The sequence below is a fragment of the Aeromonas sobria genome (assembly GCF_006243315.1).
GTDB lineage: Bacteria > Pseudomonadota > Gammaproteobacteria > Enterobacterales > Aeromonadaceae > Aeromonas > Aeromonas sobria_A.
The window spans coordinates 1-24,247 of sequence record NZ_NKWE01000032.1 but is presented as its reverse complement, the minus strand read 5'-3'; the positions used below and the strand labels follow the sequence as shown (position 1 = coordinate 24,247).

25 protein-coding genes are annotated in these 24,247 nt (G+C 59.4%); 13 read left to right on the top strand and 12 right to left on the bottom strand.

What is annotated here, in order from left to right; genetic code table 11:
* Window positions 1–229: 229 nt before the first annotated feature.
* From CF137_RS11015 to CF137_RS11005, 3 genes are all read left to right on the top strand, one after another.
* On the top strand, window positions 230–622 hold the full coding sequence (locus CF137_RS11015; protein WP_139719023.1) for an NUDIX hydrolase: 393 nt from the start codon (window positions 230–232) through the stop codon (window positions 620–622).
* 113 nt (window positions 623–735) lie between these two features.
* Window positions 736–1,242: a GNAT family N-acetyltransferase gene (locus CF137_RS11010; protein WP_139719022.1), complete on the top strand. Its 507-nt coding sequence runs from the start codon at window positions 736–738 to the stop codon at window positions 1,240–1,242.
* Between the two features lie 311 nt (window positions 1,243–1,553).
* Complete coding sequence (locus CF137_RS11005) at window positions 1,554–2,672, top strand: glycerol dehydrogenase (protein WP_139719021.1); 1,119 nt, start codon at window positions 1,554–1,556, stop codon at window positions 2,670–2,672.
* A gap of 108 nt (window positions 2,673–2,780) precedes the next feature.
* Here the strand turns inward: CF137_RS11005 and pdxY are convergent, their stop codons facing one another.
* The 3 genes from pdxY to CF137_RS10990 all read right to left on the bottom strand — a co-directional run bounded on the left by pdxY (window position 2,781) and on the right by CF137_RS10990 (window position 5,237).
* Window positions 2,781–3,644 carry a pyridoxal kinase PdxY gene (gene pdxY, locus CF137_RS11000; protein WP_139719020.1) on the bottom strand — a complete coding sequence of 288 codons (864 nt, stop codon included), beginning with the start codon at window positions 3,642–3,644 and terminating at the stop codon, window positions 2,781–2,783.
* A 199-nt stretch (window positions 3,645–3,843) separates the two neighbouring features.
* Window positions 3,844–4,590 carry a DUF429 domain-containing protein gene (locus CF137_RS10995; RefSeq protein WP_139719019.1) on the bottom strand — a complete coding sequence of 249 codons (747 nt, stop codon included), beginning with the start codon at window positions 4,588–4,590 and terminating at the stop codon, window positions 3,844–3,846.
* Between the two features lie 83 nt (window positions 4,591–4,673).
* Entirely contained in the window at window positions 4,674–5,237 is a 564-nt protein-coding gene (locus CF137_RS10990) for a VC2662 family protein (RefSeq protein WP_139719031.1), read from the bottom strand.
* A 277-nt stretch (window positions 5,238–5,514) separates the two neighbouring features.
* On the opposite strand from CF137_RS10990, the gene ybcJ reads away from it, so the two are divergent.
* Window positions 5,515–5,748: a ribosome-associated protein YbcJ gene (ybcJ, locus tag CF137_RS10985; protein WP_139719018.1), complete on the top strand. Its 234-nt coding sequence runs from the start codon at window positions 5,515–5,517 to the stop codon at window positions 5,746–5,748.
* A 34-nt stretch (window positions 5,749–5,782) separates the two neighbouring features.
* Here ybcJ and CF137_RS10980 read toward each other — a convergent pair whose 3' ends face one another.
* The 6 genes from CF137_RS10980 to CF137_RS10955 all read right to left on the bottom strand — a co-directional run bounded on the left by CF137_RS10980 (window position 5,783) and on the right by CF137_RS10955 (window position 12,242).
* A complete protein-coding gene (locus CF137_RS10980) occupies window positions 5,783–6,256 on the bottom strand; it encodes a DUF4442 domain-containing protein (RefSeq protein WP_162515645.1) in 474 nt (157 codons plus the stop codon).
* Window positions 6,257–6,352: 96 nt separating this feature from the next.
* The gene (gene aroG / locus CF137_RS10975; protein WP_139693587.1) at window positions 6,353–7,408 is read right to left on the bottom strand and encodes a 3-deoxy-7-phosphoheptulonate synthase AroG; all 1,056 of its coding nucleotides are present in this window, start codon (window positions 7,406–7,408) and stop codon (window positions 6,353–6,355) included.
* 220 nt (window positions 7,409–7,628) lie between these two features.
* Complete coding sequence (gene aroA / locus CF137_RS10970) at window positions 7,629–8,912, bottom strand: 3-phosphoshikimate 1-carboxyvinyltransferase (protein ID WP_042023927.1); 1,284 nt, start codon at window positions 8,910–8,912, stop codon at window positions 7,629–7,631.
* A 227-nt stretch (window positions 8,913–9,139) separates the two neighbouring features.
* The gene (serC, locus tag CF137_RS10965; RefSeq protein WP_139719017.1) at window positions 9,140–10,228 is read right to left on the bottom strand and encodes a 3-phosphoserine/phosphohydroxythreonine transaminase; all 1,089 of its coding nucleotides are present in this window, start codon (window positions 10,226–10,228) and stop codon (window positions 9,140–9,142) included.
* A 225-nt stretch (window positions 10,229–10,453) separates the two neighbouring features.
* Window positions 10,454–11,380, bottom strand: a complete 927-nt coding sequence (locus CF137_RS10960; RefSeq protein WP_139719016.1) for an electron transfer flavoprotein subunit alpha/FixB family protein — start codon at window positions 11,378–11,380, stop codon at window positions 10,454–10,456.
* 109 nt (window positions 11,381–11,489) lie between these two features.
* Window positions 11,490–12,242, bottom strand: a complete 753-nt coding sequence (locus tag CF137_RS10955) for an electron transfer flavoprotein subunit beta/FixA family protein (RefSeq protein WP_139719015.1) — start codon at window positions 12,240–12,242, stop codon at window positions 11,490–11,492.
* A gap of 169 nt (window positions 12,243–12,411) precedes the next feature.
* Here CF137_RS10955 and CF137_RS10950 point away from each other — a divergent pair, with 169 nt between their 5' ends.
* The 5 genes from CF137_RS10950 (at window position 12,412) to CF137_RS10930 (ending at window position 16,138) form a co-directional block, all read left to right on the top strand.
* The gene (locus CF137_RS10950) at window positions 12,412–14,073 is read left to right on the top strand and encodes an electron transfer flavoprotein-ubiquinone oxidoreductase (RefSeq protein WP_139719014.1); all 1,662 of its coding nucleotides are present in this window, start codon (window positions 12,412–12,414) and stop codon (window positions 14,071–14,073) included.
* A gap of 12 nt (window positions 14,074–14,085) precedes the next feature.
* Complete coding sequence (locus tag CF137_RS22470) at window positions 14,086–14,181, top strand: 4Fe-4S dicluster domain-containing protein (RefSeq protein WP_139719030.1); 96 nt, start codon at window positions 14,086–14,088, stop codon at window positions 14,179–14,181.
* A gap of 12 nt (window positions 14,182–14,193) precedes the next feature.
* Window positions 14,194–14,289: a 4Fe-4S dicluster domain-containing protein gene (locus tag CF137_RS22465; protein WP_101324662.1), complete on the top strand. Its 96-nt coding sequence runs from the start codon at window positions 14,194–14,196 to the stop codon at window positions 14,287–14,289.
* A gap of 291 nt (window positions 14,290–14,580) precedes the next feature.
* Window positions 14,581–15,528, top strand: a complete 948-nt coding sequence (gene corA / locus CF137_RS10935) for a magnesium/cobalt transporter CorA (RefSeq protein ID WP_042023944.1) — start codon at window positions 14,581–14,583, stop codon at window positions 15,526–15,528.
* 148 nt (window positions 15,529–15,676) lie between these two features.
* Window positions 15,677–16,138: a DUF2919 domain-containing protein gene (locus CF137_RS10930; protein ID WP_139719013.1), complete on the top strand. Its 462-nt coding sequence runs from the start codon at window positions 15,677–15,679 to the stop codon at window positions 16,136–16,138.
* 13 nt (window positions 16,139–16,151) lie between these two features.
* Here the strand turns inward: CF137_RS10930 and CF137_RS10925 are convergent, their stop codons facing one another.
* Window positions 16,152–16,871 carry a hypothetical protein gene (locus tag CF137_RS10925; RefSeq protein ID WP_414731101.1) on the bottom strand — a complete coding sequence of 240 codons (720 nt, stop codon included), beginning with the start codon at window positions 16,869–16,871 and terminating at the stop codon, window positions 16,152–16,154.
* Between the two features lie 274 nt (window positions 16,872–17,145).
* Between CF137_RS10925 and CF137_RS10920 the strand changes: the two genes are divergently transcribed.
* A complete protein-coding gene (locus CF137_RS10920) occupies window positions 17,146–17,697 on the top strand; it encodes a lipoprotein (RefSeq protein WP_139719011.1) in 552 nt (183 codons plus the stop codon).
* Between the two features lie 195 nt (window positions 17,698–17,892).
* A complete protein-coding gene (locus CF137_RS10915; protein ID WP_139719010.1) occupies window positions 17,893–19,890 on the top strand; it encodes a hypothetical protein in 1,998 nt (665 codons plus the stop codon).
* 84 nt (window positions 19,891–19,974) lie between these two features.
* Here the strand turns inward: CF137_RS10915 and glgC are convergent, their stop codons facing one another.
* Window positions 19,975–21,249 (bottom strand): glucose-1-phosphate adenylyltransferase, encoded by a 1,275-nt coding sequence (glgC, locus tag CF137_RS10910; protein WP_042023956.1) that lies wholly within the window; start codon window positions 21,247–21,249, stop codon window positions 19,975–19,977.
* A gap of 189 nt (window positions 21,250–21,438) precedes the next feature.
* Here glgC and CF137_RS10905 point away from each other — a divergent pair, with 189 nt between their 5' ends.
* Window positions 21,439–23,079 (top strand): EAL domain-containing protein, encoded by a 1,641-nt coding sequence (locus tag CF137_RS10905; RefSeq protein ID WP_139719009.1) that lies wholly within the window; start codon window positions 21,439–21,441, stop codon window positions 23,077–23,079.
* Here CF137_RS10905 and CF137_RS10900 read toward each other — a convergent pair.
* Window positions 23,042–23,536, bottom strand: coding sequence for a hypothetical protein (locus CF137_RS10900; RefSeq protein ID WP_139719008.1), 495 nt, complete (start codon window positions 23,534–23,536; stop codon window positions 23,042–23,044). The genes CF137_RS10905 and CF137_RS10900 overlap by 38 nt on opposite strands.
* 171 nt (window positions 23,537–23,707) lie before the next feature.
* On the opposite strand from CF137_RS10900, the gene CF137_RS10895 reads away from it, so the two are divergent.
* Window positions 23,708–24,247 (top strand): IS1595 family transposase (locus CF137_RS10895; RefSeq protein WP_139719007.1); only part of this gene is annotated, 540 nt, incomplete at its 3' end.

Here is a 24,247-nt window from a genome sequence, read left to right as displayed (position 1 = left end):
TCCGGGCCCGTGCTGGTGTGCGCCAACCCGCTTTTTTAGCAGCGGCGAGCCTGCACTTGCGCACCATTTCATCAACGCAGTCACCGTGCTGGAAACAGTGCGTTTCCGGCCTCTCCCCTCTTTCCCCTTGGGACTCAACTTTATATTTGTTAGGCTGCCAGCATGCAAAACAGCGGCGCGCTTGACTGCGCCCCGGCCCATCACGGCAACCCCATCGGAGAGAAAACGGATGATCGACAAACTGGCCTGGCTCACCTTCAAGGATCAGCAGCTGCTCTGCGCCCGCTCCCACGGCAAGGCCATTTACTACATCCCGGGCGGCAAGCGGGAACCGGGCGAAAGCGATGAGGCAGCACTTATCCGCGAGATTGAAGAGGAGCTGGCTGTCACCCTGCAACCCGACACCCTGCGCTTTGCCTGCGAGTTCAGCGCCCAAGCCGATGGCAAACCGGCTGGGGTCGAGGTGCGACTGCGCTGCTACACCGGCGAAGCCAGCGGCACCCCGCTCGCTTCGGCCGAAATTGCCGAGCTGCGCTGGCTCGACAGCACTCATCTCGATGAACTCTCCCCCGTCTCCCGCCTGCTGTTTACCTGGCTGGTTGAGCAGGGGCTGATCCGTTGATACATCGCTCTCACGCCAACCACTGACTGGCAGCACAAGCAGAGCCCCATTAAGCAAACGACGGTTCCCCACACGTTTGCGGCCCGTCCGAAACATAACGACAAGGATGTCAGATGGAAATTCTGGAAGTTAATCGCACAGCGACCAACCAAAGCGCGCTCATCGCCCTACTGCAAGATTGTGTCGATAGCGGCGCCTCGGTCGGTTTTTTACCCCCGCTGTCCATGGAAGAAGGTGTCAGCTACTGGCAAGGGGTGGAGTCGGATCTGGCGGCAGGCCGCCGAAAGCTGTGGCTTGCCCTTGAGCAGCAACAGATCGTGGGGGCCGTTCAGATCGCGCTCTGCGGCAAGGCCAACGGCCACCACCGGGGTGAAGTGGAAAAACTGATGGTGCTGCAAGCAGCGAGAGGTCAAGGCGTTGGCCGTGCGCTGATGCTGGCGATGGAGCAAGGCGCCCGTGAGGCTGGCCGCTCCTTGCTGGTGCTGGATACCCGTGCCGGTGACGTGGCTTCCCACCTATATCGCCAGCTCGGCTATCAGGAAGCGGGCCAGATCCCGGGCTTTGCGCTCGGCGCCGATGGCGAACTCGCGGCAACAGTCATCTTCTACAAACCGCTCTGACCATCCTCTACCCCTTATCCCTTATCCCTTATCCAAAAACAGTAGGGCCGCACTAAACGGCCCAACTGTTTGCAACACTACTGTTTGTTGCAGCGATATGGCTTGCGACAGATTGCCACGATACAGCCATTGCTCCTGTATGCCTCAAAACCGCCAATCGCTCGCCCCAAAATACAACCAAACAAATAGAAAGATTAATTAATGATTAAAACACCCCCCTTTTCTTCTTCATCTATTGACTCATCAGGCGTATCGTGAGAGACCCATTTGATAATCAAATCTATGTTGTTCACTGCCTTGAGGAATAATGGATGCCCACTTTGCCCCGTACAGTTACCTCCCCCAAAAAGTTCATCATCGGTCAACACCTTCTCCCGCAACTCCATGAACACGTTAAAGATTTTGGTGACAATGCGCTGCTCATCAGCGATGAGTTCATTCTTGAGCGGGTGCGGGAAGAGGCCCTGGCGGGGATCCTGCAGGCAGGCCTCAGGGGAGTAGTCGACAAGTTTCGCTACGAATGCACCGAACAGGAGATCCACCGCCTGACCCACCTTGCAGAGCAATATGGCGCGAACGTGATTGTCGGGATCGGCGGTGGCAAGACGCTGGATGTCGCCAAGGCCGTAGCCTTCTATCTGCGCCGTCCGGTTGTGCTGTTCCCGACGATCGCCTCCACGGATGCCCCCTGTACGGCATTGGCAGTGATCTACAACCAGGCGGGAGAATTTGAGCGCTATCTGTTCCTGCCGCAAAATCCGGACGTGGTGCTGGCTGACACGGCCATCATTGCCGCCGCCCCGCCCCGCTTCTTTTCTGCGGGCGTCGGCGATGCCCTGGCCACCTATTTCGAGGCACGCGCCTGCTATCGGGCGGACGGGCTCAATCTGGTCGGCAAGCGTCCTTCACGTACCGGGCTTGGCCTTGCAAAGCTCTGTTACGAGCTGTTGGGGGAAAACATCGAGCTGGCCATGGATGCGATACGCCACCATGTATCGACTCCGGCGCTGGAGCAGGTCATCGAGGCCACCATCTACCTCAGCGGGGTCGGCGCGGAAGCCGGTGGGCTGGCCGCCGCTCATGCTGTCAACAATGGCATATCACTGATCGCGGATCTCCATCGTGCCCAGCATGGCGAGAAGGTGGTCTTTGGCCTGCTGACCCAGCTCGTGCTTGAACGCGCCCCACAACATGAACTTGATGAGGTGTTTCGTATCATCGACTGTGCTGGCCTGCCGATGACGCTGCAAGAGCTTGGGCTCACCCACTTCCATGAAAGCGAGTGGCGCAAGGTGGCGCAGCTGGCTTGCGATCCCCTCGATACCATGGGCAACATGCCGATGACCGTGAGTGAACAGGATGTCTACGCTGCCATGGTAGCGGCCAATGCCATGGCAGAGCGTTATCGCCTCCGCCATCCCCGCGCCTGATTGATTTGCCGCAATCAACGCGGCAAACAGCAAAAAGGCTTGCCCATTGGCAAGCCTTTTTAATCTGCAGCCCATCCCTTGTCGGGATAGACGAAAGTCCGCGTTGACTCAGGGCAGTTTCACCGCTCGCACTTCAACCTCTGGCAGGGCAAAGGCATCTTGCGCGGCGATCAGTTGCAGCTCGTACGCCTGCTGGCGCCAGGTCTCTTGCAGCACCGCATCCACCGAGGCATTGGTGCGCTCGAACGCACTGACCGCATCGTGACCTGCCAGCAGGTTGGCCAGCATCAGGGCGCTGATGAGATCGCCAACACCCACCGGCTGGCGGGCAAAGTCGTAGAGCGGACGGGCAATCAGGTAATCCCCTTGCGGGGTTGCCAGCAGCATCTCGAAGCGGCTGGAGTCCTGCGCCGCACGACCGAGATGCTTGACCAACACCAGCTTGACGCCACGGGCCAGCAGCTGATGGGCGGCGGCGCGGGTCTGGTCCAGATCCGCGAGCAGGGTATCGCAGAGGGTCTCCAGCTCCAGCAGGTTGGGGGCCATCATGTCGGCAACCGGCAGCGCCTGCTCGGTCAGAAAACGGGTGACGCCGGGGGCGACGATACACCCCTTCTCCGGATGGCCCATCACGGGGTCACAGAAATAGATGGCAGCGGGGTTGGCCGCCTTGACGGCCTTGACCACAGTCAGGATCTCGTCTCCCTGCTCGGCGGAGCCGAGATAGCCGCTCAGCACGGCGTCACAGCCACCGAGCACCTCGATATTACCCAATCCCTCAACCAGTGCGCTGATATGGCCAGCTGGCATCGCCATCCCCTGCCACCCCTGGGCATATTGGGTATGGTTGGAAAACTGCACCGTGTTGATGGGCCATACATCCATACCAAGGCGGCGCATGGGGAAGACGGCCGCGCTGTTACCGGCACAGCCAAAGACCACGTGGGACTGAATAGAGAGAACGGATTTCATCTGGAATACCACAGCAAAGGATCAGCAAGGTGGGCAATATATCGGATGAAGATAACGATGCGCCACCTTGGTGCGGGATGAACAGGCAATTTCCTGACTAAAGACAGGTTTTTTGCACCATTTAGCCAAATTCGGAACAGTGAGCGGCGCCATTATGCGCCGCCCCACGTCCGTCATATCCATTGCGCTCAACACCACACTAGCGAGCAAAGTGATAGACCCAACCCTCATCACGAGGCATGTCACTTGGCGGTTGCACCAGTGCGGGCAGCGCAGCCACTTTGCCACCAGCGGCATATTGCAACGCCATCAGGGCGCAGAGCGCCGCATCGTAGCGATCCGTATCCGGTACCACATCATCAGGCAGCAGCGAAGCCAGCTCGGGCCGTGCCGGAGATGCCTTGCCGCCGACTTTGGCCAGTGCCGGATAGACCTCCAGCACGGCGCGGCTGGCCTGCACCTTGGGCACCAGTTGCAGATCCGCAAGATTGGGCAGCATGGAGAGCGCCAGGGTAGCGTTGTTGCCGAGCCGGTCGAAGGTGGCCGAGAGGGGCTTCTTGCCGTACTGCTGATACAGCCAGCGCTCGCAGTCGCGATAGGCGTAGGGGTTGTCTATCTCCCGCTCGGGGGCGGCGCAGCTGTGTGGCTGGCCGTTGAGCAGACCCCGCAAAGCGCGGGGAAAGGCGAGCGGCGCATCGATACCGAGCGCCAGTTGCGGGCAGGCCTCGACCTGCACCAACGCGGTCTCATTTTGCAGGGCCGGACGCAGCAGAGCGGCCAGATCCGGTGCCACCCGCGAGCTCAGGCGAAACAGCGGCGACACCCCGAGCCAGTGCAGGCTGTTTGCATCAGCCTGCCAGCCCACCACGGCCACCGCCTGGGCGCTGCCCTGCCAGCCACGCACATCCCAGCCGATCCCGATTGCACTCATCTGCCCTGCCGTCATCAATTACCTCTTTTTACCTGTCACACGTTGCAAGGGGCACAGGGTAATCAGCAGATGCCCTTAACGCAAAGCGAACCGCCTGGTCAGAACGATTTCTGGAAGTTCACCAGCGGCAAAATGGGGAAAACGCCGTTGGCGGCGTAGTTGGCCAACCCGATCTGCAAGCCATCGAGATGCTGGGTGGCATTGATAAAACCAATCTGGAAGGTGGTGCGCTCGGCATAGTTGACCAGACCGACGTTGGCCAGCGCGTTGCCCTTGGCGATGTTGACCGCCCCCCAGTTGAGCCCCTGCACATTGTTGGCCAGGTTGACCAGCCCCAGATTGACGCCAGTATCCTGCCCTTCGTGCCAGTTGATGGCGTTGATGGCGACCCCGTTAAACTGGTGGCGCACCCGCCCTGCGCCGAGGAAGATCCCGAGTTGCAGACCGCTGAACTGATCCACATCAGACAGCGCGAAGATCGGCAAATCAATGCCCTTCACCTGACCGGTGCGCCCATAGAGCAGCGAGGCGCGGGCCCCCTCTACCTGATGGGAGGCGGGCAAATTGACCCCGGGCAGCGAAATCTGCACCGGAGTACTGGCCTGCGCGACACCGCACAGGGTAAGGGCGCTGCACGCCACTAGCAGGCGGGCCAGTTGCAATCGTGAAAGTGTCATGGGGATTTCCTTGGGCCATTGAGAGTGACCCGATCCTAACAGTCAGGGGAGAGTGTGGGCACACCAGCGGGGACGGGCTGCGTCACGATACGTCACGGCCGCCAGCGGCGGTATCCCGCGATTTTTGGCGGATTGGCACACGGATCAGCACTATCTGGCACTTTTTCGCCTGACATACCGGCCTTTCCTTTCATTGCCTCACTTAACTGCCTAAAATAGCCGCCCTGCTGTAATCGGCATTCATCCATCTAGAGGATTTTCCATGGAGACGTTTTTGCTCGAAGGCCACCCCTTCGTTGCCTTGTGTGACCTTATCAAACATCAGGGTTGGGCCGACTGTGGTGGCTCATCCAAGGCGCTGATCGCCGAAGGTCTGGTAGAAGTAGACGGCCAGATCGAAACCCGCAAACGCTGCAAAATCGTGGCGGATCAAGTCGTCAACTTCAACGGCATGAAAGTGGTGGTCAAAGAGGGCATCAGCCCGGAGATTGGCTAACGCCCCGAGTCAGGGGGCTGCCTCTGACAACCCGCTAGCTGGCCTTGATCGACAAGGTCAGTACAAAGCGCGCCATCGCCTCATCCCCGTTCAATGACGGACAGGTGGCCACCACCTGGATGGGGCGGTTGATGCGCTGACCGGTCGCCAGCGACTCGTCGATCATGGCATCGATCTCCTCCCCCGCTGCGCAGTCAAACTGCACATCCCCTTCCGGGCGTTTCAGAAATTCCCCCTGCACATCCTTGAAGGCGAAGTGCACCTTCTTGCGCCGCTGCCGCCCCTTCTCCATCACCAGCAGACCGCCCACCAGATCGGCGCCGGTCGCCAGTGCACCAAAGTACATGCTGCCCAGATGGTTGCGGGTACGCCAGCCAAGGGGAATGCGAATACGCAGCGCCCTGGCGTTCATCTGTTCGATAACAGGGGCGCAAAATCCGATGACGGGAATGTAGCGCCAGGCAAACAGCCGAAGCGCCAGATTGGCTTTGAAGCGTTGCAAATCCATATGCGAACTGATCCGATGAGTTTGTGTAAACAGCATGTTGCCAGCATGGCAGCTGTTCTACAAGGCTTCCGATGACGCAGGAAGCCTGTAACTCAGTTAAACGGCATTGCGGGTGGCAACACCATCCGCCAGATTGCGCAGCAGCACTTCGGTGTCGGCCCAGCCGATGCAGGCATCGGTGATGCTCTGGCCGACGGTGAGTTCACACCCTTCCACCAGATCCTGACGACCTTCCACCAGATGGCTCTCCACCATCACCCCAAACACCGCCTTGCTACCGGCACGCAGCTGGCCAGCCACATCCTCGGCCACCACCATCTGGTTCTTGAACTGCTTGCTGCTGTTGGCGTGGCTAAAGTCGATCATCACCTTTTGCGGCAGACCGGCCTTCTCCAGCCCCTTCACCACCTCGCTGACATGGGCCGCGCTGTAGTTCGGTTCACGGCCACCGCGCAGGATGATGTGACAATCCGGGTTGCCGCGAGTCGCCACGATGGCGGAGTGGCCATATTTGGTAACCGAGAGGAAGTGGTGCGGCGCACTGGCAGCCCCGATCGCATCGATGGCGACCTTGATGGTGCCGTCAGTGCCATTCTTGAAGCCCACCGGGCAGGAGAGACCGGAGGCCAGCTCGCGGTGCACCTGGGATTCAGTGGTTCGGGCACCGATCGCGCCCCAGCTCATCAGATCCGCCACATATTGCGGAGTGATCATGTCGAGGAATTCGGAGGCGGTCGGCAGCCCCATGTCGTTGAGATCCAGCAGCAGCTTGCGACCAATGCGCAGACCGTCGTTGATCTTGCAGCTGTTGTCGAGGTACGGGTCGTTGATCAGCCCCTTCCAACCCACTGTGGTACGCGGTTTTTCGAAATAGACCCGCATCACGATCTCCAGCTGACCTTTCAGCTCATCGCGCAACGCCTTGAGGCGCTTGCCATATTCCAGCGCGGCCACCGGATCGTGGATGGAGCAAGGGCCAATCACCACCAGCAGACGCTCATCTTCACCGGTCAGGATCCGATGAATGGCCTGACGGGATTCGAAGACCGTATTTGATGCGGTCTCGGTAGCCGGAAACTTCTCAAGCACCGCAACCGGGGGTAATAACTCTTTGATTTCACTGATACGAACGTCGTCGGTTTGATGCTGCATGACAAGGCTTCCTGCTAGATGACTGCGATTAAGAAATCTCAACATAGCCCGCGACAGCGCATGTGTAAATAGGAAATTACAGCAATCGCAAAACTATTTTATGGGTCAATCTTGCAAGTTATTGAAATGATGATATGCGAACTGGCGAGGCGGATAAGAAAGGCAAAAAGGCCCGCTCAGCGCGGGCCCGAAGCGTCGATGATGACGGGTTTGTCAGTGATCAGCCACGCTGGCTGATACTGGCCAGCTTGTCGAAGTAATCCGGGAAGGTCTTCGAGGTGCACTTGGGATCATTGATGGTGACCGGGGTATCCGACAGCGCAACCAGCGAGAAGCACATGGCGATACGGTGATCGTTGTAGGTATCGATCTCGGCGTGCTTGAGCTGGGTCGGCGGGGTCACGGTGATGAAGTCCCGCCCCTCATCGACCTCGACACCCAGCTTGCGCAGTTCGGTCGCCATGGCGTGCAGACGATCGGTCTCCTTCACCCGCCAGTTGTAGATATTGCGAATGGAGGTCGGCCCCTCGGCAAACAGCGCGGCAACGGCGATGGTCATGGCCGCATCGGGAATATGGTTCATGTCCATATCCACCCCGTGCAGCGGCGCCTGCTCAGCCTCGATGAAGTCATCGCCCCAGGTGATGCGTGCACCCATCTTCTCCAGCACGTCGGCGAAGTGGATATCGCCCTGAATGCTGTGCTTGCCGATGCCGGTTACCCGCACCTTACCCTTGATGGCGCCCGCCGCGAGGAAGTAGGAGGCGCTGGAGGCATCCCCTTCCACCAGAAAGTCACCCGGGCTGATGTAGGTCTGGTTGCCCTTGATGTAGAACAGCTTGTAGTTGTCATGTTCGATGACCACCCCGAACTGCTTCATGATGTGCAGGGTGATGTCGATGTAGGGCTTGGAGACCAGCTCCCCCTTGATGTGGATCCGGGTATCACCGGCCGCCATCGGCGCCGCCATCAAAAACGCGGTCAGGAACTGGCTAGAGACTGAGCCATCGACATGGACATCGCCGCCCCACAGCCCCTTGGCGTCCACCACCAGCGGCGGATAGCCATCTTTTTTCAGGTACTGGATATGGGCACCCGCTTCACGCAGGGCATCCACCAGATGGCCAATGGGGCGCTCTTCCATGCGCGGCTCACCGCCCAGGGTATATTCACCGGAGCCGAGGCACAGCGCGGCGCAGAGCGGACGCATGGCGGTACCGGCGTTGCCGAGGAACAGATTAACCGGCTCTTTCACCGCAAAGCTGCGGCCCAGACCGTGCACGGTGCACTCGGTCTTGTCGGCGGAGAGCTTGTACTTGACCCCGAGCTGGGTCAGCGCAGCCAGCATATGACGAATGTCATCGCTGTCGAGCAGGTTGGTCAGACGGGTGGTGCCACGGGCCAGCGCCGCCAGCAGCAGCGCACGGTTAGAGACACTTTTGGAGCCGGGCAGATTGACCTCACCGGCCACACGAGAAATGGGTTCCAAACGCAACGAATTCATAGACTTCCTGTGCTATCTCAAAATAAACGCCTGTCCGGACGTTAACAGCCTGCGTCCCGCTCGGCAAGGGCACTTTCAGGGGAAATCCCACGGCGAACGCCAGCGCGCTGGTTCTGTTGAAAAAAAGACGCCGGAGTCTCCCCTGCGTCTTGAATCACTGCAAAAAGCTGGAAGCGGCTCATGGGCTATCACGAGAGGCCGCCTGCAAGCAGGTGAGTGGTTTCTTCTCAGCCGTGGCGCTTGGCAAAGCCATCCATAAAGCTCACCAGCGCTTTTACCCCATCCAGCGGCATGGCGTTATAGAGGCTGGCACGCATGCCACCGACGATGCGGTGCCCTTTGAGGGCCAGCAGGCCTGCGGCTTCCGATTCAGTCAGGAACTGCTTGTCCAGCTCGGCATTTTTCAGCTGGAACGGGATGTTCATCCGCGAACGGCAGCTGACATCCACCTGATTGCCGTAGAAGCTCGACTGATCGAGATAGTCGTACAGGAAGTCCGCCTTCTCCTTGTTGCGCGCTTCCATCGCCTCGAGGCCACCCTGTTCCTTGAGCCACTCGAACACCAGACCGGCCAGATACCAAGCGTAGGTGGGCGGCGTGTTGAACATGGAGTCGTTCTTGGCGGTGAGCTTGTAGTCGAAAATCGAGGGCACATCGGCTCTCGCCTGATCCAGCAGGTCATCGCGCACAATGGCAATAGCCAGCCCGGACGGCCCGATATTTTTCTGGGCACCGGCATAGATGATGCCAAAGCGGCTCACATCCATGGGACGGGAGAGAATGGTGGAGGAGAGATCCGCCACCAGCGGCACCTCGCCGGTAGCCGGGATGTCAAACATCTCGATGCCGTCGATGGTTTCGTTCGGGCAGTAGTGAACATAGGCCGCATCGGCGCGAAACGCCGGGGTCGGCAGCAGGTGGGAAACCCCCTGCCCGTTCTTGGCAACACCTTGGAAGGTCTGGATATCGCCATACTTTTTGGCTTCATCCACCGCACTCTGGGACCAGACACCGGTCAGCAGGAAGTCAGCTTTCTTGTTGGCGCCGCCCAGCAGGTTCATGGGCACGGCAGAGAACTGGCCGCGACCACCGCCGTGCATGAACAGCACCTTGTAGTTGTCCGGCACCGCCAGCAGGGATCGCAGATCTGCTTCGGCCTTCTCGGCGACCGCCATGTAGGGCTTGCCGCGATGGGAAAGCTCCATGACCGAGGCTCCCAGCCCCTGAAAATTACAAAATTCGCGCTGGGCGCGCTCCATGACTTCAACCGGCAGCATGGCGGGGCCGGCGCAGAAGTTGTAAATCTGTTTGCTCATGACGCTTTCCGTGAGTGGATGAGAGGAATCGATGACTTGTCAGGTTTTACACAAGAGCCGCCACCGGATCAAAGGCTTTTTGGGAGCTGGCTCAACCTTTTACCGTCACGCTGCATCCCCCATGCAGCAGAAAAAGCCCTGAACGGGTCAGGGCTTGCAGGGAACATGCACAGAAATGGCGGGCAGAGCGCATAAACGACCACAGCTGCGCCGTTTCTGACAAATTTACAGTTTGGCGGTGAGCTCCGGCAGCAGGGTGAAGAGATCCCCCACCAGCCCGTAGTCCGCCACCTGAAAAATGGGCGCCTCGCTGTCCTTGTTGATGGCCACGATCACCTTCGACTCCTTCATCCCCGCCAGATGCTGGATGGCCCCCGAGATACCGACCGCGATATAGAGCTCAGGCGCCACCACCTTACCGGTCTGCCCCACTTGCAGATCGTTGGCGACATACCCCGCATCAACGGCGGCCCGCGACGCACCCACCGCCCCCCCCAGCTTGTCGGCCAGCGCTTCTATCAAAGCAAACTGCGCCTTGGAGCCAAGGGCTCGCCCACCTGAGACCACCACCCGGGCGGCGGTCAAATCTGGTCTGCTGGAGCGCACCGCACGACGCTCGACCAACCGGGTACGACCAGCGAATTCGGGCACGACCAAGCGTTCGATGAGAGCCTGCCCGCCCGTCGCCGCCTTGGCAAAAGCGGTGGCCCGCACCGTCATCACCTTGACCGATGCAGAGCTTGCCACTCTGGCGATGGCATTACCCGCATAGATGGGGCGCAGGAAGGTGTCGCTGCTCTCGATGCCGATCACCTCGGAGAGCATCTCCACCCCGAGCCGGGCCGCCACCTGTGGCAGCAGCGCCTTGCCCATGGCACTCGCCGCCATCAGGCAGTGGCTGTACCCCTGACACCAGCTGGCCAACAGCTTGTCGACCCCATCAAGCAGCCTGTCAGCCAGCCGGGGATGTTCGGCAAGCAGCACCTTGTCGACACCGCCGATACCTGCCGCCTCTTCACCCGCCTCGGTCAGCCCCTGACCCAGCAACAGCAGATCGATCTGACCGCCGATGGATGCGGCGGCGGTGACCAGTTGTGCCACGTTGTCGGCCAGATGGCCCTGATGATGTTCGGCAATGATCAGCACGCTCATGGCAGCTCCTTAGCGTCATTAGTCAATCGTTCCATCCCCTGCATCAGCGCACTAGACCCAAGCTCGACGACGAGTCGCACCTGACGATGTTCAGCTATCACCAGGGCATTCATGGCAGCACCTTCGCTTCGTGTTTGAGTTTGTCCACCAGCTCGTCCACCGAGCCCACCTTGATCCCGGCGCTGCGGGTTGGCGGCGCCATCACTCCGAGCAAACGGGTCTGGTTGGCCACCTCAACGGCGAGTGTCGAGAACGGGGCGCTATCAAGCGGCTTGCGCTTGGCCTTCATGATGTTGGGCAACGAGGCAAAACGCGGTTCATTCAAACGCAGATCGGCGCTCACCACCGCAGGCAGCGGCATTCCCAGGGTCTCCAGTCCGCCGTCGATTTCGCGGGTCACCAGCAGCTCCCCCGCTTCCACCTTGAGGACGGACGCGCAGGTCGCCAGCGGCCACTCATTGAGGGCTGCCAGCATCTGGGCCACCTGATTGTTGTCCGAATCGATGGACTGCTTGCCGAGCAGCACCAGATCCGGTTGCTCCTGCTCACACACCTTGTGCAAGGCGCGGGCGACGGTCAGCGGGGCGAGCGTCTCGTCAGTCACATAGTGGCGCGCCCGATCCGCCCCCAGCGCCAGCGCATGGCGCAGCTGCTCGGCGGCAGCGTCCGGGCCAAAGGTCACCACCACCAGCTCGCTGGCGACCCCGGCTTCCCGCAGCCTGACCCCCTCCTCCACCGCAATTTCACAAAAGGGGTTGATCCCCATCTTCACATTGGCGAGCTCCACGTCGGAGCCGTCTCCCTTCACCCGGATCTTGACGTTGTAGTCGACTACCCGTTTGATCGCGACCAGCAGCTTCATGGGGTCATGCCTCGTCTGTTTGGATTGAATTCATTAGATTGCCTCTGCGCTTGTTGCAGTACGCCTTTGCCTGATTTTTTGCTTTTTGTTGCTCAGTTTTGCTTACAACTGCTTTACGTTTACGTAAACTACCAGCATTACCCTAGGCCAACCAGAGCGCAGAGGCAAGATGGAACGGGAAGCAATGGAATTTGATGTCGTCATCGTCGGCGGCGGTCCGGCGGGGCTCACTGCAGCCATAGCCCTGAAGCAGCAGGATGCCACTCTTTCGGTCTGTCTGCTGGAGAAGGGGGCCGAAATTGGCGCCCACCTGCTCTCCGGCGCCCTGTTTGATCCCGTCGCCTTGCAAGAGCTGCTGCCGGATTGCTGGCAGCAAGCGCCGCTCGGCGTACCGGTCAGCGACGATCAGGTACATCTGCTGCAAAGCGAGCTCCGATCCCTGCAACTGCCCGCCTGGGCGGTGCCGCCACGGATGCACAATGACGGCTGTCACATCGTCAGCCTCGGCAATCTCTGCCGCTGGCTCGGCCAGCAGGCGGAAAAACTGGGAGTCGAAATATACCCGGGGTTTACCGCCAGCGAACTTATCATGGAAGCGGGCCGGGTCAAGGGGGTTATCACCGGCGATCTGGGACTGGATCGCGCGGGCAACCCGAAAGCTGATCATGTGCCCGGCATGGCGCTGCTCGGCCGCTACACCCTCTTTGCCGAAGGGGCACGCGGCCATCTTGGCAAGCAGCTGATCGCCGACTTCAATCTGGCAAGCCCTGCCCAGCCCCAACACTATGCCATCGGCTTCAAAGAGCTGTGGCAGCTGCCGGCAGGTCAAGGCAAGGCGGGACAGGTGCTGCACGGTAGTGGCTGGCCCCTCGGCAAGCAGGGCGGCGGCGATAGTCACGGTGGTTTCTATCTCTATCAAATGGAGGGGGATCAGGTGGCGGTCGGGCTGATTGTCGATCTCAACTACCAGAATCCCTGGCTCAGCCCGTTCGACGAATTCCAGCGCCTCAAACATCACCCGCTTATCGCCGACCTGCTGCAAGGGGGGGAGCGCATCAGCTACGGCGCCCGCGCCATCACCAAAGGGGGCTGGCACGCCCTGCCCCGCATGCACTTCCCGGGCGGCCTGCTGATCGGTTGTGATGCGGGCACCCTCGACTTCTCCCGTATCAAGGGGATCCACACCGCCATGAAATCGGGGATGCTGGCGGCAAAAACCGTCGCGATGGCACTGCGGGGGGGCGATGAGGGGGGACGGGATCTGGCCCAGTATGGCGACGAGCTGCAGCTGAGCTGGCTGGCCCGCGAGCTCAAGGCGGCGCGCAACTTTGGCGCGGCCCTCCATCGCTATGGTCCCTGGTTGGGCGGCGCCTTCAACTGGCTGGAGCAGCAGCTGTTTGGCGCGAACTTGCCCTTCAAACTGCCCGGCTCTTTTACCTTATTAGATAGGGAGCCTGATTATCGCCAGCTGCGCATGGCCAGCCGCTGCGAACCCATCCATTACCCCAAACCTGATGGCAAGCTGAGCTTTGACAAGCTCTCGTCTGTGTATCTCGCCAACACCAGTCACGACGAGGATCAGCCCTGCCACCTCAAACTGCAGGACGAACGCATTCCGGTAGAGGTCAATCTGCCCACCTGGGCTGAACCCGCCCAGCGCTACTGCCCGGCCGGGGTATTTGAAGTGCTGGAAACGGAAGGCGCGGCAACACTGCAGATCAACGCCGCCAACTGCATTCACTGCAAAACCTGCGACATCAAGGATCCCAGTCAAAACATCGTCTGGACACCGCCACAGGGGGGATCCGGCCCTAACTATCCCAATATGTGATGAAGTCCAGCGATACCAATATGCGGTGACATCAAAGATACTCAGCCCCAAAACATCACATGGACACCGCCACAGGGGGGATCCGGCCCCAATTATCCCAATATGTGATGACGTACAGCGATACCAAGATGCGGTGACATCAAGGATACTCAGCCCCAAAACATCACATGGACGCCGCCACAGGGGGGATCCGGGCCCAACTATCCCAATATGTGATGCAGCGGGGCGATAGCAAAAGATTGCCCCAGCCATCCTTCCCCCCTGTCAGGCACAGGTTCGACCCCACACGGCCGCTCAGCTGATCCGACCTCGCTGCTTTTTTAAACAAACACGCCAGACCCCCTATGAATTGGCCCTGACAAGCGCGGCCCGCCCCTGTATAGTTCGCCGCATTCAGGTTTTCCATCGGCCCGTTTTGCTTATCCACGGGATCGCTTTCTGTGCGATCTAGGCCGCATGACCTGTGCAACCATCCCTGATGACCCATGACTTTTTAAGGGGGGACAGATGATCACCGCCTACATTCTCAATAACAAGGTGCTGGACATAGTCACGCTCGGGCCTGACGACATAGTGCCTGACAACACGATCTGGCTGGATGCCTACAAACCAGACACGGCAGAGCGAGAATGGTTGACGGGCCTGTTTCTGGAAGAGGTTCCCGACAAGGAAGAGCTCGACGACATCGAAGCATCTGCCCGTTTTTACTGGGATACCGATGGTCTGCACATTCACTCTCTGTTTCCCCAGCGGATCGGCCGTGACACCAAAGGTGTCCACGTCTCCTTTACCCTGCGCAATAACCTGCTGATCAGCATTCGTGAAGATGATATCGGGCTGGTGCGCCTGCTGCGCCACTATATGCGCCAGGATCGGCTGGAGGTGGAAGATGCCCTCGATGTGTTGCTCGAGGTGCAAAATCTCAAGGTGGAGTACCTCTCTGACCTGATCGAAGATGGTTACAAGACTCTGGAAAATACCGCCGATCAAATCTTCGAGCCTGACCAAATCAATTCAATGCTCAAGGAGTTGATGGCACAGGAAGAGGCCAACGGCCAGATCCGTCTCTCCCTGCACGATACCCGCCGCGCCCTGCGCTTCCTCAAGCGCAGCCTGCGCCAGCGCATGAGCCTGGAGCAGAACAAGTGGATCGACGAGATGCTGCACGACGTGGAATCGCTGTTGCCCCACACCCAGTTCCTGTTCGACAAGATCAACTTCCAGCTGGAGGCCTCCATGGGGGTCACCAATCTGGAGCAGAACAAGGTGATCAAGATCTTCTCGGTAGCAGCCGTGATCTTCCTGCCGCCGACCCTGATCGCCAGTATCTACGGCATGAACTTCGGCCGCATGCCGGAGCTCGCCTGGGAGTATGGTTATCCCATGTCGCTGGTGCTGATGGTGATGTCATCGCTCGGCACCGGCCTCTTCTTCAAGCGCAAAGGCTGGCTGTAACGCCGCTGACGCGCGCTGCGATATCTGCAGAAACGAATTGGGGGGCATGGCCCCCCGATTAATTCGCGCAGCTTCCAACGCCTTGCAAAGGGCTCTCCATCGCCCCATATCCTCTCAATCACTCCATTCACGTGGATAACGGGCAACCATGACCCTCTACCCCGAACACCGATATGACGATCACGGCCAGTTGCGCCCGCCGCTCTGGTTCTGGCCTATCGCCCTGCTGCTGACCCGCTCGGTCTGGCTGTTTCTGATGGCGGGCGTCACCCGCGAGAGCGGCAGCGAGATCCTGACCCTCTTCTATCCGGACAAGATCACCCTCTACATCAGTTTGTTGACCGACGTACCCGCCATGCTGGCGCTGCTCGCCTGCGGGGGCACCTATCAACAGACCCAAAGCATCCGCGCCAGACTCAGGCGCCACAGCCCGACCCTGTTGCTCTGCTCTGCCGTGAGCGGCCTGCTGATGCAGCTGCACAGCCTCAATCTGCAGAAGTGGTCGTTCAGCTGGCCCACCGCGCTGGTGCTGGTCGCCAGCCTCTGGTCCCTCTGGTATCTGCTGCGCAGCCGCCAGTTGCGGGAATATGCCGCCGACCAGCCCCACTAACGGGGCTGACATCCTATTGGCGAGTGACCCGGATCTGCAGAGTCTGGCGCTCGTTCTGGCTGCCTCGCCCTCCCTGTAGCCGGGTGCCAAGGCTGCTCCCCTGATCCGCAGAACTGGTCGAGAGCTCCCCCACCGTCAGCCACTGGCCAGGAGCCCCGCTGACCTCAGTGGCACTCTGCCCACGATTGATGGTGCCCTGATCCAGCCTCGCCTGTTCACTGCTCAGCGCAATCTGCACCCCATCGCCAATCAAGGTGGCCGTGGCATAAAGGCCGTTGACAAGCGGCATCATCCCCACCACGCCCCCCCCGTTCCACTGGTAGAAGGTGACCGGCTGATAGGAGCCCATCTGCAGCAGCACGGGACGGCCTGAAAGCCCACGCACCTGCCAGCTGTCGTTCTGGCTGCGTTGGTACTGCTGGGCGTTGCCATCGAGCAGCCACTGCCGTTTGGCCTCGTCACGACTGATTGAACCCCCCAGTTGCTGACCACTGGCGGCACCATCCACCCGCCACTCGATAAGCAGGCTTTGCGGCGGCTGGTTGATCTGGGCCAACGTGGCTTCGGCCTCTTGCAGCTGGGCTGGTGTTCCACTCAGCACCAGCTGGTTACCCATGGCGCTCACCCCAAGCTGGGGGTAGATCTCCTTGAGGGTCTGCACCGCCGCCTGCGCCTCGAAGACCGGGATCACTTTCACCTCGGCCCACAGCGACGGGCTCCAGAGCCCCATCATGCAGCCAAGCCACAGCAGCACCCTGCGGCCAACCTTGCCCATCCGATCCATTGTGTTCTCCTCGCTCTCTGTTTTCTCTCTGCTCAGGCGTAGACCCACGCCCGCAGCCAACTGTTCTGCCCTACTCGGTTCACCCGTTGATGATGAACCCGGCGGTTGCCAAAAAACAACCGGGAATGCAGCAACCTCGTGATTTGCCACGGTATGAGGCTCTCATTCCACGCCCATTATCGCGTAAGATAGCGCCCTCATATTTGCCCACGCGGAATCCATCATGTTGAAACAGCTGTTGTTACTCCCCCTCGCCATGCTGCTGGGGGCCTGCTCCTTGACCCAGTACAACGTCAGCGAGGCCGAAATCAACCAGTACCTCAAAGATCAGGTCTCTTTTGAAAAACAGCTGGGGATCCCCGGCATCATGTCGAGCAAGATCCGCCTGGACGAGATGCAGAGCCGTATCGGCCGCAAGCAACCGGATCGCATCGAGCTGGACGCCGCTGGCGACCTGCAGGTGAGCAGCCCGCTCGGCAGCCAGCAGATGAAGATCCGCTTTATCCTGAGTGCCCGCCCGGACTATGTGGCCGACCAGGGCGCCATCTATCTGCGCGACCTTGAGCTGCTCTCGGTCAAGACCGAGCCAGCCGATATCGGGGCCGCCCTCACCCCGCTGCTGCCCACCTTCAATCAATCGCTCTCCCTGTTCCTGTCGCAGACGCCGGTCTATCGCCTCGACAGCAGCCGCAAGAACGAAGCTAGGATCAAAGACAAGGTCGAAGCCCTCAAGGTAGAGCCGGGCCGTCTGGTGATCCCGTTCAAGGTGCTCTGATCCCCGCCGCACTGGCAGTTTCATCGCAATAAACAGATAACCGTCCTCTTCGACAACGCACATCCGCTTTAACGTGCTATCGATCGGGGCGGTTTTTTACTTCTCAAGTCCCCTCCGACACAGCATAATGCAGACCATTCTCATTTAGATTCGTCATGAGAAGCGTCAATAATAAAACCAATGGTGAGAAGGGACATGAGAAAAACCGTACTGGTTCAGGCGATTGCCTGCGCATTGATCAGCGGCGCCGCACACGCAGCCGTCAAGGTCGAAGACAAGACATTCAATACCGCCGCCAACATGCTGGCCTATACCGAATTCGAGCTCTCCGGTGAGCCGCTGGCCGAAGCGCTGGGGCTGGATCTGGATGTGCTGGATGCCAACCGTGCCGATGAGCCGACCCCGTTCGACTTCGCCGCTGGCATCGAATCCTACGAATACTCCGAAGAGGCGATGTACGCCCTCAACTACCAATCCGGCATGGGCCCTCATCTGGTGAACGGGCCGCAAAACCTGGCCCGTGGTGGCACCATGGCCGATCTCGGCAAACGGGTGATGGCCATGGCTGACGCCGTTGGCTTCCCGGCTGATGAAGTGCCCCAAGGCATGTATCCCCTCTCCCTGCCCTACGCCTCCGCCAATCCGGAGTTTGCCCAGGCCGTCAACGCCACCCCGGTCAATGGCGACCAGATCACCATCAAGACCGCCAAAGGCACCGAGAAAACCGTCAAGACCCAGGTGCCGGCTTACTTCCGCGACTACAGCACCCTGCGCTGGAGCGGCAGTGACAACCTGCTGGTGCCCGCAGCCGTGGGCGGCATCCTGCTCAAAGAGGTGATGTGGTCGCAGGACTTCCTCGGCGGCATGCACGTGGCCGAGACCGATGAAGAGGTAGAAGCCGCCTCCGCCACCATGGATCAGGATGGCAAGCACAAGCTGGGCGTCTCTGCCGCCGACGGCTTCAACGGCATGATGCTGACCGAGCAATCCATCGACAAGCTGGCCATCATGCAAAACCAGCTCGGCTTCGATGGCAAGCAACTGGGTGCCAAGATCACTCCGCAGTACGATCCGGCCAAGGGTGTGATCTACTTCCCCCATCAGGTGAAAGTGACCGAAACCAGCAATAACGATGCCGGAGCCATCGGCAAGCTGGAGGTGGTGGATGGCTCCGCCCAACTGCGCGATGCCTGGATGATGCTGTGGCCACTCTCCGAGTTCTATGCCTTCAGCGATCAGCGCAGCGCCAATACCAACCAGAACCCGGCCTTCCACGCCGTGTTTGACGGCGCGCCGTTTGCCGCCGCACCGGCTGCCAACCAGGCCAATGACTTGGCCAAGGCCGTCGCGGGCAGCGATGCCTTCTCGCTGGCGATCAATCTCTCCAACCTCACTTTCAAGAACCTGGCGGCCCTGCACTTTGATGCCAAGGCTGGCACCCTGGTCGACAGCTGGCAGGCAGGCAAACAGGGCAAGCACGTCACCACCTTTGACGCCGCGTACGCTCTGGTCGCCCTGCAGATCTTCCAGCGCGCTCAGGATGCGCTGCCGGTCGGTTACGCCGCCGGTGACAATGGCGAGCTGAACCTCAAGACCAAGCAGGGGCAGCAGGCGCTTGAGCTTATCCGCAAACAGGCCGATTTCATCCTTGCCAACCTCAAGGGCAAGAATGGTCTGGTGCATGACGGCGTCACCCTGGGTGGCAAGCTCGATGCAGGCCACTCCATCGATGCGCAGTTCGCGGCCATCCGTGGCCTGACCGCTGCGTTCTTCGCCACCTCTGATGCCAAGTACCGCACTGCCGCCCGCGAGCTGTTCATCGCGGCTGACAAGGCCTACTTCAATGCCAAGGCGGGCACCTGGTTGGCTGGCAAACAGGGTGAATACACCCCCTGGACCCAGGCTGCCATCTCCGGCGCCCTGCGCTCTGCCATGCTGAACCTGCGCAACGAAGGGGCAGAGCAGGCGCCCGAGCTGGAGCTGGCCAAGCTGACCGGTCAGTACGTCAGCTGGTTCCGTGGCACCGTCAACGGCGGCATGCAGATGGCCGAGTGGATCGGTGACTCTGGTGAGAACATCATCGAAGGTGCCGGCAGCGACACCGATGAAGATGGGGTACCGCAAGTAACCGCCGCCGGCGGCAAGCACGGTACCGCCATGGTGATGGCCGCCAAAGCGGTGGTCAGCGAGTAATCATCGCCATTCACCCGGATGAAAAAGGGAGCCAAAATGGCTCCCTTTGCATTACAGCGTCTGACACAGTTTCAAGGTCTTTCCTCAAACCAGCTTGTCCAGCATCTCCTTGGTCACCAGCACGATCCCCTGCTCGGAGCGGTAGAAACGACGAATATCCTCATCGGCATTCTCGCCCACCACCAGCCCATCGGGCAGCACACATCCTTTATCCACCACCACCCGGCGCAGACGGCAACCTGCCCCCACTTCAACCCCCGGGAAAATGATCGCCTGATCCAGGGTACAAAAAGAGTGAACCCGGACATTGGTAAAGATCACCGAATTGAGCACGAAGGAGCCACTGACGATGGCGCCGCCAGCAAACATCGAGTTGATGGTCATGCCGTGCTGACCGTTGCGGTCCTGCACAAACTTGGCCGGTGGCGTCAGGGTCTGGCTGGTCCAGATCGGCCAGTTTTCATCATAGATATCGAGTTCGGGCACCACAGAGGCGAGATCCATGTTCGCCTCCCAGAATGAGTCCAGGGTCCCTACATCACGCCAGTAAGGCGCTTGCCCCTCACGGGCGCCGACACAAGACATATTGAAGGGATGGGCATAGGCCTTGCCTTCCTCAACGATACGGGGGATCAAGTCCATCCCGAAATCATGTTTGGAGTCCTGATTGAGAATGTCTTCCTCCAGCAGTTGATAGAGGTACTCCGCCTCGAAGATATAGATCCCCATGGAGGCGAGGGAGCGATCATCCCGACCCGGCATGGCGGGCGGATTGGCCGGTTTCTCGACAAAAGCGCGGATCTTGCGCTGCTCGTCAATGTCCATGACCCCGAAGGCAGACGCCTCGGCCCGTGGCACCTCGATACAGGCCACCGTCACTTTGGCGCCAAGGCGCACATGGTCGAGCAGCATGGCGGCGTAGTCCATCTTGTAGATGTGATCCCCCGCCAGCACCACTATGTATTTGGGACCGTAGTCACGAATGATATCGACGTTCTGATAGATGGCATCGGCGGTGCCGCGATACCAGTGCACCTCGTCCACCCGTTGCTGGGCAGGGAGCAGGTCGATGAATTCGTTCATCTGGTAACGCAGGAAGGACCAGCCCGATTGCAGGTGACGCAGCAGGCTGTGAGATTTGTATTGTGTCACTACACCCACCCGGCGGATCCCCGAGTTGATGCAGTTGGAGAGCACAAAATCAATGATCCGGAATTGGCCACCGAAATGGACGGCAGGCTTGGCTCGGTTAGCGGTCAACTGTTGCAAGCGACTGCCACGTCCCCCCGCCAGCACCAGTGCCATACTCTGATTTAACAATTGTCGTGCTTTGGCACTATTTTCTGGCTCTAGCAACATGATTTACCTCTGCCCTGTTTGATCTATTTTCAACCTATCTTCGCTGGTTTAGAGGACGCTGAAAGTGGTTTCACTCACATTTAACCGATCTCAATTGGCCCTTTTCGCCAAGTTGCGAGGAATAGCATGATTTGATCTGCAAGCTTGGTTAAAATTCCCCCATAAAGCAGCCACTTCAAGGATGATAAGATGGTTCACAAGCTCGGACGCCCCCTCTTTCTGATCGCTATCATAGTGAGCATATCCCTGCTGCTACTGCAAGCAGCCTGGTTGGCTATTCAAAGTACCCCATTGACCCTTGCCATCATTGTGAGCACCACCCTGATCGGCATGATCCTGTTGCTGGTTATGGCCATCCGCACCCTACACGTCTTGACCCAACATCAGGAGCTGAGCTGGGTCAAAGCGATCAGAGCACGGGACCCGTCACAGCTCGGTGAACCCTCCTCGCAAGAGGTGCTGCAACAGCTGCTGGAGCAGTTTGACAGTGCCGAACAGAGTGCCCATCGCCAACTGACCGAACTGAACAATCTGGCTACCACCGACGAACTCACCCAGCTACTCAACCGTCACGCGTTTCGCCGTGACATGACCGAGCTGCTGCAGCGGGATCAGGATACCCAGACCGCCACCCTGGTGCTGATCCGTGCTACCGAGCTTGGCAAGATCAATGCCCAGCGCGGCTTCCAGTCCGGTGATGCCTATATCAAGGACATGGCAACCCTGATCAAACGAGTCGTGAGCCGCTTCCCGGGCAATCAGGTCTATCGCATCTCGGGAGCCGATTTCGCAGTACTGGTGCAACCGGTGGCCAATATCCCGCCCCACTTGCTGGGGCAGGATTTGAAGATGGCCTTCGATCACTATCAGGATCAACATGAACTGGAGAGCACTGCCTACTCGGGGCTGACCAAACTCAACAGCGGCCAGAAAATCGAAGCGGTACTGGCCAGAGCAGACTTGGCGCTGGCCCGCGCCCAGACCGAAACCATCAATGGTTGGGCTATTCAACAAGATGACAACGTCTCTGACCTGCAGGGACAGCATCACTGGCGCGAAGTGCTGACCGAGGTGCTGGCACAGGAGCGCCTCAGCTTTACCTATCAGCCGATCCAGCCACTGCATCGCAGCATGCTGGCCTACAACGAGATATACACCCGCTTCAGCGGCAACGATGGTACTGCCCTGCCCACTGACACCCTGTTTGCCATGGCTCAGCGACTCGATCTGGTGATGCGACTGGAACAACTGGTCATTACCCATATCATGCGTCAATACCGGGCTTTTGGTGCGAATCAGAGCCGCTGGGGGATCAACCTCTCCCCTAACCTGCTGCAAAACAGTGCCTTTTTGATCTGGCTCGACCGCCAGTTGATCAAGGATCCCAACACCAGTGCCAATCTGGTATTCGAACTGGATGAAGAAAACCTTGAGCGCAACCTGACCGGCGCCAAGCGGGTGTTTGAGCTACTGCGCCGCAACGGCAGTCGCTCGGCCATCGCCAACTTCGGCAAGGGGATCGGCTCCTTCACCCTGTTTCGCGAACTCAAACCTGACTATATCAAGCTGGATCCGGCCCTGATCACCGGGCTGGAGCAGGATCAGACCAATCAGCAGTTCGTGCGGATGATCGTTGATGTGTCACACCGGATGGGATGCCAGGTGATTGCAGAAGGAGTAGAGCAGCTTGGCCAGAAACAGCTGCTGCAGGGGATGTATGTGGATGGCTTGCAAGGCTATCTGATCGCCCGGCCGCAACCGTTGCGACCGGATATCAGCCAGATCGGACTGTTTACTGAGGATGTTTCAACTTCAACAGGGTCAGAATGATGTCGTTGAGCTGGCGGTAACGTTCCAGCTCCTTCTGATCGTAGCGGGTCGCCAGCGTGGTGGGGTTATGGCGATTTTTGAGGTAACGGTTGATCTGCAACCGGTTGAACCCCGCCACCTGATAGACCTGCCCCAACAGGGTATTGAGCTCATCATGCGCCAGACCTGCTCGGGCCAGATATTGGCTATCGGCCGGGCTCTCGGTCTGGTGGCTCCACTTGCCGATACGACCGCTCTCCTGCAAATAGCTCAGCCACTGCTCAAGATACACCGGCTTGCAGCCCGCCAGCAGACTGAAAAATCCCACCGCATCGCAACGGCAGCCGCTCAAGAGTGTCACCGCCAATTCATCGTCGTCACACTGGAAGGTCACAGGCCCAGCTTGCGCCCAGTCAAGCGCCTGCAGCCGGATCTCGGCTCGTCCTCCCGCCACTCCTGTTACGTCGAATACAAACATGGCGCGCCCCCTTTGGCAAAAGGTTGATGATGGACCATCCCCCAGGCAGGTGCAAAGGCAAATCGTCGTTTAACGCATCATTGGGCCCAATCGACCATAAAAAAGGCTCTGTCCCAATTATGTGTTGAAAGGCTAAGCTTGAAGTAGGCCATCACCTTGAGGTCTACCATCATGGATACCCCAGCCTTTCAACACCTGTTGTCTCTCTTTCCACAGCTTACCCTGCGCCAACGCCGTGTTGCTCAGCAGGAGATCTCTGCTCCCCACACCATTACCTCACTCAATACCCAGCTACCTGCATGCAGTGGTTGCCCACATTGTCAGGCCGATGCCAATCAGTTGGCTCCCTGGGGATGGAGTCGGGGACTACGCCGCTACCGTTGCAAACGGTGTCTGCGCACCAGCACCGTGCTGACCAGGACCCCCTTGGCCAGATTACGTAAAGCTCAGTGCTGGGAAGACTACGCGCAAGCCCTCATTGAAGGACTGACTGTCCGCCGGGCAGCTCTGCGTTGCGGGGTCAGCAAGAACACTGCCTTCCTCTGGCGCCACCGCTTCTTGCGTGCCATGGCCGCCCATCAAGCCACACGGGAAGAGGGCATCGTTGAGGTCGATGAGACCTTCTTCCTCGAGTCGTTCAAGGGGCAACGGGGACTGCCGCGTCCGGCACGGCATCGCGGTGGTAAAGGGCGAACCCGGGGAACCGGGCCG